This is a genomic window from uncultured Clostridium sp. (genome assembly GCF_934754915.1).
Lineage (GTDB): Bacteria > Bacillota > Clostridia > Clostridiales > Clostridiaceae > Clostridium.
Window position 1 is genome coordinate 1 of record NZ_CAKVKB010000139.1, and the last position, 8,348, is coordinate 8,348.

Sequence of the window (8,348 nt, forward strand, 5' to 3'; positions counted from 1 at the left end):
GTCATTAAAAATAGCCTAAGAATCTGTTTTTTTATTCAACTGTAAAATTATTCAAGTAAAAATGCACTATTATAGATTAAAAATATAATAATTATTAATAAATATAACAATAAATAGGAATATTCTTATTGAAAAACAAAAAAATGTTTATGCGGTGATAAAAAATAAAAAAAATCACACGATAATTTAAATATATTATAGTTGGAATAAAAATATTTTTTGGAGGAATATATATGAGCAAAATAGAAATAAAATTGAATCGTGAACATATAATTAAGATTCAAACTGAAAGATTGAAGAACATTGTCAAGTATGTATATGATAATGTGCCATTCTATAGGAAGAAATTCGAGGAAGCAGGAGTAATGCCACAAGATATACATACATTAAAAGATATTAAATATCTTCCTTTTACTACAAAGCAGGATCTTAGAGAAAATTACCCTTATGGAATGTTTGCAGTTCCTATGGAGAAAATAGTAAGGCTTCATGCTTCATCTGGAACAACAGGGCTTCAAACAATCGTAGGATATACTCAGAAAGATATAGATATATGGTCAGATATAATAGCATCAACATTAAAAAGGTTTGGAATAACTAAAAATGATATAGTTCAGGTGGCTTATGGATATGGAATGTTTACTGGCGGTTTAGGAATTCACTATGGGATTGAAAGGTTAGGAGCTGCTGTAATTCCTATGTCTGGTGGTAATACTGAAAAACAGGTTCTTACTATGAAAAATTTTGGAACAACTGTTTTAGCATGTACGCCAAGTTACGCTCTTCATATTTATGATACTATGGTAAAAATGGGAATATATCCTGAAGAGTTAAAACTCAGAATAGGAATTTTTGGTGCAGAACCTTGGTCTAATGAAATAAGAGAAGATATTGAAAAAAAATTTAAAATTAAAGCATATGATATATATGGATTAAGTGAGGTTATGGGGCCAGGAGTTGCGGGTGAATGTTATACACAGAATGGATTGCATGTTAATGAAGAAAATTTTTTTCCAGAAATAATAAATCCTCAAACATTAGAACCATGTGAAATTGGAGAAAAAGGAGAGCTTGTATTTACTAATCTTACTAAAGAAGGAATTCCATTAATAAGATATAGGACTAGAGATATTTCTATGTTGACTCAAGATAAATGTAAGTGTGGATGCCCATATGTCAAAATTCAGCGTATTTGTGGAAGAGATGATGATATGCTTATTATAAGAGGTGTAAATGTTTATCCGCTTCAAATTGAAAGTGTGTTAATGAGTTTTAGTGAACTTTCGCCTAATTATACATTAACTATTGATAGTAAAGGTAATTTGGATCAACTTATAATTACAGTAGAAATGAATAATTATATTGAATTTTATAGTAAAGCTTATTTGGAAGCTTTGAAGAATAATATACTTCAAAAATTATATAGTCTTCTTCAAATAAGATGTTCTATTGAACTTATAAATCCAAATACTATAAAAAGAAGTGAAGGAAAAGCCCAGAGAATATTTAGGAACAAAGAATTAGTCTTAAAATAATAATCTAGCCAATAAAAAGAAGCTGTTACATAAAGATTAAATTATACTATATATTATAGTAGTTGAATTTCTTAATGTGGCAGCTTCTCTTTTCATTATAAGTTAGAATTCATATAGTAAAGAACACATTGCAACTCCAGCACCTACTGAGCATAAAACTGCCTTTGAGCCTTTACAGATAGGCTGTCCATTATGTAGTGCCTCATGAAGCGCAAATATTGGACTTGTAGTCCCAGTATAACCATATTTATCAGCGATATAGATAAATCTATTAGGATCATTGTCTATATTTAATTCTGCAGCAGTATTAGAAAGAAATTGTTTTGAATATTGAGATAATAAGAAATACTTAATATCATCCAAAGAGAAATTAAATTCTATTTGAAATTCTTTTATAGCTTTTGCCCATTCTGTAGCAAAAAAGTTTAATGGAAAAGGTGTCCAGTGTTGCTTTCTTTCATATTCAGTTGAACTGTCAAGTCTTGCTTTACGCAATCCACAACTTGGAGATACAATCGAATTGTAATATTTAGAGTTTGTACAATATTTTGAATCAAGAATTCCACTTGTATATTCTTCTTCAGTACATTTTAAAATAACAGCAGCAGCACCATCGCCAGATGTAGGATATGTGTATTTATCATCTTCTCTTGCGATAGAAGATGCCATAATTCCACCTACTATTAAAGCATATTCTTTATTTTTTGAGGTTTTCATATATCTGCTTACTTGATCTAAAGCAACAATCATTCCCACACAATTGGAGTTTAAATCGTATACAGTATGTGCATTATGTGCATTGAGAAAATGATTTATTATTAATGCATTTGATGGGCATAAATATTCAGGTGTATCTGAAGAAAAAACTATTATATCAAGTTGATCAGGTGTAATTTCTGCATCTTTCAATGCTTCTTTAGATGCTTCTATAGCCATTGTAAGAGTATTTTCATAATCATTATCAATAAAGTATCTTTCATTACGACCCATATTTTCTAAAAAATCAGTCAAGTTTTTACCATATTTTTTGAAATGATTAATAAAAAAATCATTTTTAATTTTATTTTTTGGATGATATATACCAGTTCCTATTATTTTGATATTTTTATACATAAATTCAACTCCTTATTAAAGAAAATAAAACAAAAGAATACAAAGTTTTTAAAAAAATTAATTAAATGTAATAAATGTGATATAATAATTATATCATATAATAATTGTATATATAAAACATTACAAAAGAAAGTGTAATTAAGAAATAATAAAAATAGAGGAGGGGTTATATGGAAGATAGAGAAAATTCTATAATAAAATTTAATAAGAAAACGTTGAAAGCTGTATTGATAATTTATATGGTAAGCTGCATAACATCATTTTTCTTTTATACAATATTAAAATTATTAAAGATAAATGATGAAATAAAATTTATTTCTCTTGTGGGATTAGCAGTAATTATATGTTGTTACGGAATAGCATTGAAAATATGCTATAAGAAAACTATAAATGGAAATACATTTAATATGCATGCTTTTAATATAACTAAAGGCGTGGTAATTGGAATAACATATATTCATTATTTATACTTGAATTTTACAATGCATTTAAATTCTCAATGGATTTTGATTTTTTATTTTATAATGCTTGGTGCAATTTTTTTTGATACAAAGCTTATTTGTATATCAATAGTTTTAAGTATAATATGTCAGGCGATTTTATATATACATAATCCTATGATATTATTTGAATCAGGACTTTCAACAGCTGAAGTAGTTATGAAAGTAATGTCCATTTTATTAGCGCTTGCAGGTATTTTATTGATTGTATTTTTCTCTTCTTATTTATTAAAAGAAATAGATAAGAAGGAAGTCGAAATAGAAAGTGAAAATGAGAAATTAGTAAATTTATTTAACAGTATATCAGAGATAGCAACTACTGTATTTGAATCAAGTGAAAGTTTGAGTAATGCTATTGAACAGCAGACAGGCTCTCTTCAAGAAGTTTCAAATGCAAGTCAGATTGTATCAAATGATTCTTATGATATGCTCAAAAAATCAAAAGAAAATAAGGATAGCTTAAATAAATTATTAAGAGCAAATGAAGTTGTTACTCAGAAAACAGATGATACAGGAAAGAGTATATCAGATTTTATAAGGATTGCAGAAAATAATCAGAAAGATTTAAATAATACTCTTAATATTATTAAGGATATAGGCAATAATATTAGTATTACATTTGATTCTACAAAAGAACTTGAACAAAAATCAAGTCAAGTTGATGAAATAATGCAATTAATACGAGAAATATCTGAACAAACCAATCTTCTTGCACTTAATGCATCCATAGAAGCAGCAAGAGCCGGAGAATATGGTAAGGGATTTGCTGTTGTAGCAGATGAAATACGACAATTAGCAGAGGGAACAAATAAATCTCTTAATGATGTAGGTGTAATAATTAGTGAATTGAAGGAAAACATAAATAATGTTCAGCAGCAGATGACATATAATAATAAAAAATCACAGGAAAGTAATACAATTATTGTTAAGACAGTTGATGGAATACGTAATATGATATCAAATTTAAAACAATTTAACAATAATATAGAATATATAGATAATGCATCTAATACATTATTACAGGAAACTAAAAGAATAATAGAATTTAATGAGAAGGTTGAAGATATGACTGAAAATACAATATCAGAGTACGAAACAGTTACATTAGGAATATCACATGGAGCCTCAGCAAATGAAGAAATACAGGCTAATATTAATGAATTAAAGAATATAGCAGAAAAAATGACACAATTAATTAAATGATAGCATACAAAAAGAATCTGTTCAAAAACGATTATATTTAATCTTTTTTGCAACAGATCCTTTTTTATAGCATTATCCCAATATTTAATTCAGACAATACCTATTAAACTTGATTTATATAATGAATTTAATTAAATTCATTATATATCGCAGCAATGCCTTTTTCAAAGTTATCATTTTCTATACCAACCAAAACATTCATTTCACTTGAACCCTGGTCAATCATTCTAATATTGATTTCTGCATTTGAAAGTGCTTTGAATATTCTTGCAGCAGTTCCTCTTTGTTTTGCCATTCCTCTACCAACAGTAGCTATCATTGCCATTCCTGGATGAACTTCTATTGTATCTGGATTACATGATCTCTTGATTTCATCAATGACATGTTGAGTTTTACTCTTTAATTGTGAATCAGAAATTACAAGACATACTGTATCTATTCCTGATGGCATATTTTCGAATGAAATGTTATTTTGTTCTAATACAGATAAAAGTTTTCTGCAGAATCCTAATTCTGAGTTCATAGAAGCTTTTGTAATAGAAATTACAGTGAAGTCCTTTTTACCTGCAATACCAGTTACGATATTTGGATTGATAGAGCAGTCAGAATCTTGAACTATAAATGTTCCTTCATCTTCAGGCTTGTTTGTATTTTTTATGTTTATAGGAATTCCAGTGACTCTTACTGGGAATATTGCATCTTCATGTAAAACTGATGCTCCCATATATGATAATTCTCTAAGTTCTGAATAAGTGATTTTACTTATTGGCTTTGGATTTTCGACTATTCTTGGATCTGCCATTAAGAAACCAGAAACATCTGTCCAGTTTTCGTAAAGATCCGCATTTATACTTGCAGCAACTAAAGCACCAGTAACATCAGATCCTCCTCTTGAGAATGTAATGATGTTTCCGTCTTTATCAGCACCATAGAATCCAGGAATTACAGCTTTTGATACAGTTGATAATTTCGCTTTTAAAGCTTCGTTTGTAGCATCAGGATCTAGTGAACCATCAGCATTAAATACAATGACATCTTTAGCATCAACAAATTCAAAACCTAAATAGTTAGCTAATATTAATCCATTTAAGTATTCCCCACGACTTGCTGCATAATCTTTTGAAGCACCTGCTTCAAGATCTTTTTTTATTGTATTTAAATATGAATCAATGCTGAAATCTAATCCTAAATCATTGATTATTCCTAAATATCTTTCCTTTATTAAATTAAAGACATCATCTAAAGATATTCCAACAGAAACGTGAGACTGACAAAGGTATAGAAGGTCAGTTACTTTTGAATCTTTTGAATGTCTTTTACCTGGTGCAGAAGGTACAACATACTTTCTTGCTTCATCAGCATTTATTATATCTTTTACTTTTTTAAACTGATTAGCGTCTGCCAGCGAGCTTCCACCAAATTTTGTTACTATTGTTTTCATATTTATAGCCCCCAATATTTATATGTATTTATAATTTTTACATATAAATTGTAGCAATTAATATGTCATTGTTCAAGGCAATTATTAAAATAATTGTATATTATGTGATTATATTAGTAAAAGCAGGGGAATTAATGTGTGTTTGCATTACATAAATTTAAAACTAAGTAAATATTTTAAAGAAAGAAAAAATATATACAATGTTAACGTTTTTGTGAAAAAAGTATTAAAAAACCTATTGACAGTGGAAAATGTGAAATATATAATAGATTCATAAATTAAATAAGTTTTGACGAAGAAGTCATAGAAGTAGAACACTTTCTATGACTTCTTTTTTATTATCCGAAAATAATTTTCTGCAGAATTTATTATGAAGATGGTAATTTATATGAAATTATTATTATTTTAATAAGGCAATGGCTGTCTTTAAATTTAGTAAAATAACAAAAAATTAATATTAAATTTAAAAGAATAGTTATATTGTTCAAGGGGGAATTTTTATGGATATAAACATGATAATAGATACGTTTTGGGTACTATTAGGGGCAATTTTAGTATTTTGGATGCAAGCCGGTTTCGCAATGGTTGAAACAGGATTTACCCGTTCGAAGAATGCCGGTAATATCATAATGAAAAATTTAATGGACTTTGCTTTAGGTTCAGTTATATTCTGGGTTATGGGATTTGGAATAATGTTTGGTACAGATGTAGCAGGAATTATTGGTATTCCAGGATTCTTTGCAGATGGTATAGCAGAAAATGCTGCCGATACTGTTAATAATTATGCATATTTATTTTTCCAGACAGTATTCTGTGCAACAGCAGCTACAATAGTTTCTGGTGCTATGGCAGAAAGAACTAAATTCATATCTTATTGTATATATAGTGCAATTATAAGTGCTGTTATTTATCCTATTGCAGGCCACTGGATTTGGGGAGGCGGCTGGTTAGCTCAATTAGGATTCCATGATTTTGCTGGTTCAACAGCTGTTCACTCTATTGGTGGATGGTGTGCATTAGTTGGTGCTTATATTCTTGGACCTAGAATTGGTAAATATACTAAGGATGGTAGATCAAATGCTATTCCTGGACACAGTTTAACACTTGGTGCACTTGGAGTATTTATATTATGGATGGGCTGGTTTGGATTTAATCCAGCATCAAGTTTAGGACTTACTAGCGATGGTGCTTTGGAATTAAGTTCAAGAGTATTTATTACAACAAATTTAGCTGCTGCTATGGCTGCAAATGTAACAATGATATTCACATGGATAAAATATGGTAAGCCAGATGTAAGTATGACTTTAAATGGTGTTCTTGCAGGGTTGGTTGCCATTACAGCAGGATGTGATATGGTTTCACCTGTTGGTGCCGCAATTATAGGAGCTGTTGCAGCAATTGCAATGGTTTATGGAATTGAATTTGTTGATAAAGTATTAAAAATAGATGATCCAGTTGGAGCTATAGGAGTTCACTGTGTAAATGGTATTCTTGGAACAATTTTAACAGGTGTATTTGCTGTTGATGGTGGATTATTTTATGGTGGAGGATTCCATTTCTTTGGAGTTCAATGTTTAGGTGTTTTAGCAGTGGCTGTATGGTCAATTGCAACAGCATTCATCTTATTCAAAGTGATTAAAGCTACTGTAGGATTGAGAGTAACAAGAGAAGAAGAAATTAGAGGACTTGATATTGAAGAACATGGTCTTGAAAGCAGCTATGCAGATTTCCAAAGTATAGATATAAATATGTAGTTTAATGACAATTTTGGTAAAAGGACTTTTAAAGAGTGGAAAAAGGGGGATTTTCAAATGTCAGATAGCATTAGCAAGATAGAAATTGTTACAAGAAAGAGCAATTTTGAAGAGTTAAAAACAGCACTTAATGAAATAGGTGTTATGGGTATGACTGTAACTCAGGTATTAGGATGTGGAACTCAAAAAGGTGATGTACAGTATTATAGAGGAGTTCCAATGGAATTGAAATTATTGCCAAAGGTAAAAATTGAAATTATAGTCTGCGAAGTACCAGTTCAAAAAGTAATTGATGTTGCAACAAAAATATTAAGAACTGGAGAAATCGGAGATGGTAAGATTTTTGTTTATGATGTTAAAGAAGTAGTTAAGATAAGAACAGGAGCTACTGGCAAGGAAGCATTGAAAAACGAATAATAAAAATAGTGATAAACCGTAATAATATATAATGATGGATGTTTAATATAGAGACCCTAAACTCGTATTAAACATCCATTTTTATAATATGGATATTTAATAAAAATTTTTCATTATATTATTTAATGCTGCATATATTATTTTCCTGAATTTTGGTTTGATTTATTGATAAATCATTGTGCTTATGATTATAATATATATAAAGGTATATTAATAGTGCAAGATTAAAATTATATCTGAGATTTATCTGACATATTAAAAATACTAAAGAAATCCTGGAAAGATTTCATACTTTTATTGTTAAATTAGAATATATATACTATATCTAATTTAATAAATATATTTAGGTGAATAGAAGATAATGAAAAATGAGTTGTAAATATGC

General features: G+C 28.8%; 6 protein-coding genes. 4 read left to right on the plus strand and 2 right to left on the minus strand.

The window, feature by feature from the left end:
- The first annotated feature begins 233 nt into the window (after window positions 1-233).
- Window positions 234-1,535 (plus strand): phenylacetate--CoA ligase family protein, encoded by a 1,302-nt coding sequence (locus tag Q0F58_RS15450; protein ID WP_294378498.1) that lies wholly within the window; start codon window positions 234-236, stop codon window positions 1,533-1,535.
- Between the two features lie 102 nt (window positions 1,536-1,637).
- Here Q0F58_RS15450 and Q0F58_RS15455 read toward each other — a convergent pair whose 3' ends face one another.
- Entirely contained in the window at window positions 1,638-2,648 is a 1,011-nt protein-coding gene (locus Q0F58_RS15455; protein ID WP_294378501.1) for a 3-oxoacyl-ACP synthase III family protein, read from the minus strand.
- A 170-nt stretch (window positions 2,649-2,818) separates the two neighbouring features.
- On the opposite strand from Q0F58_RS15455, the gene Q0F58_RS15460 reads away from it, so the two are divergent.
- Window positions 2,819-4,351 carry a methyl-accepting chemotaxis protein gene (locus Q0F58_RS15460; protein ID WP_294378504.1) on the plus strand — a complete coding sequence of 511 codons (1,533 nt, stop codon included), beginning with the start codon at window positions 2,819-2,821 and terminating at the stop codon, window positions 4,349-4,351.
- A gap of 127 nt (window positions 4,352-4,478) precedes the next feature.
- On the opposite strand, the gene Q0F58_RS15465 is transcribed toward Q0F58_RS15460, so the two are convergent.
- Window positions 4,479-5,792 carry an aspartate kinase gene (locus tag Q0F58_RS15465; protein WP_294378507.1) on the minus strand — a complete coding sequence of 438 codons (1,314 nt, stop codon included), beginning with the start codon at window positions 5,790-5,792 and terminating at the stop codon, window positions 4,479-4,481.
- Between the two features lie 500 nt (window positions 5,793-6,292).
- Here Q0F58_RS15465 and Q0F58_RS15470 point away from each other — a divergent pair, with 500 nt between their 5' ends.
- Together Q0F58_RS15470 and Q0F58_RS15475 are read left to right on the plus strand one after the other, a co-directional pair.
- Window positions 6,293-7,546, plus strand: a complete 1,254-nt coding sequence (locus Q0F58_RS15470) for an ammonium transporter (RefSeq protein ID WP_294378510.1) — start codon at window positions 6,293-6,295, stop codon at window positions 7,544-7,546.
- A 57-nt stretch (window positions 7,547-7,603) separates the two neighbouring features.
- On the plus strand, window positions 7,604-7,963 hold the full coding sequence (locus Q0F58_RS15475; protein WP_294378515.1) for a P-II family nitrogen regulator: 360 nt from the start codon (window positions 7,604-7,606) through the stop codon (window positions 7,961-7,963).
- The last annotated feature ends 385 nt before the right edge of the window (window positions 7,964-8,348 follow it).

Bases quoted from the DNA above. Each gene is read 5' to 3' on its own strand.
- Q0F58_RS15465 (WP_294378507.1), bottom strand. From the start codon at position 5,792: ATGAAAACAATAGTAACAAAATTTGGTGGAAGCTCGCTGGCAGACGCT.
- Q0F58_RS15460 (WP_294378504.1), top strand. From the start codon at position 2,819: ATGGAAGATAGAGAAAATTCTATAATAAAATTTAATAAGAAAACGTTG.
- Q0F58_RS15470 (WP_294378510.1), top strand. From the start codon at position 6,293: ATGGATATAAACATGATAATAGATACGTTTTGGGTACTATTAGGGGCA.
- Q0F58_RS15475 (WP_294378515.1), top strand. From the start codon at position 7,604: ATGTCAGATAGCATTAGCAAGATAGAAATTGTTACAAGAAAGAGCAAT.
- Q0F58_RS15450 (WP_294378498.1), top strand. From the start codon at position 234: ATGAGCAAAATAGAAATAAAATTGAATCGTGAACATATAATTAAGATT.
- Q0F58_RS15455 (WP_294378501.1), bottom strand. From the start codon at position 2,648: ATGTATAAAAATATCAAAATAATAGGAACTGGTATATATCATCCAAAA.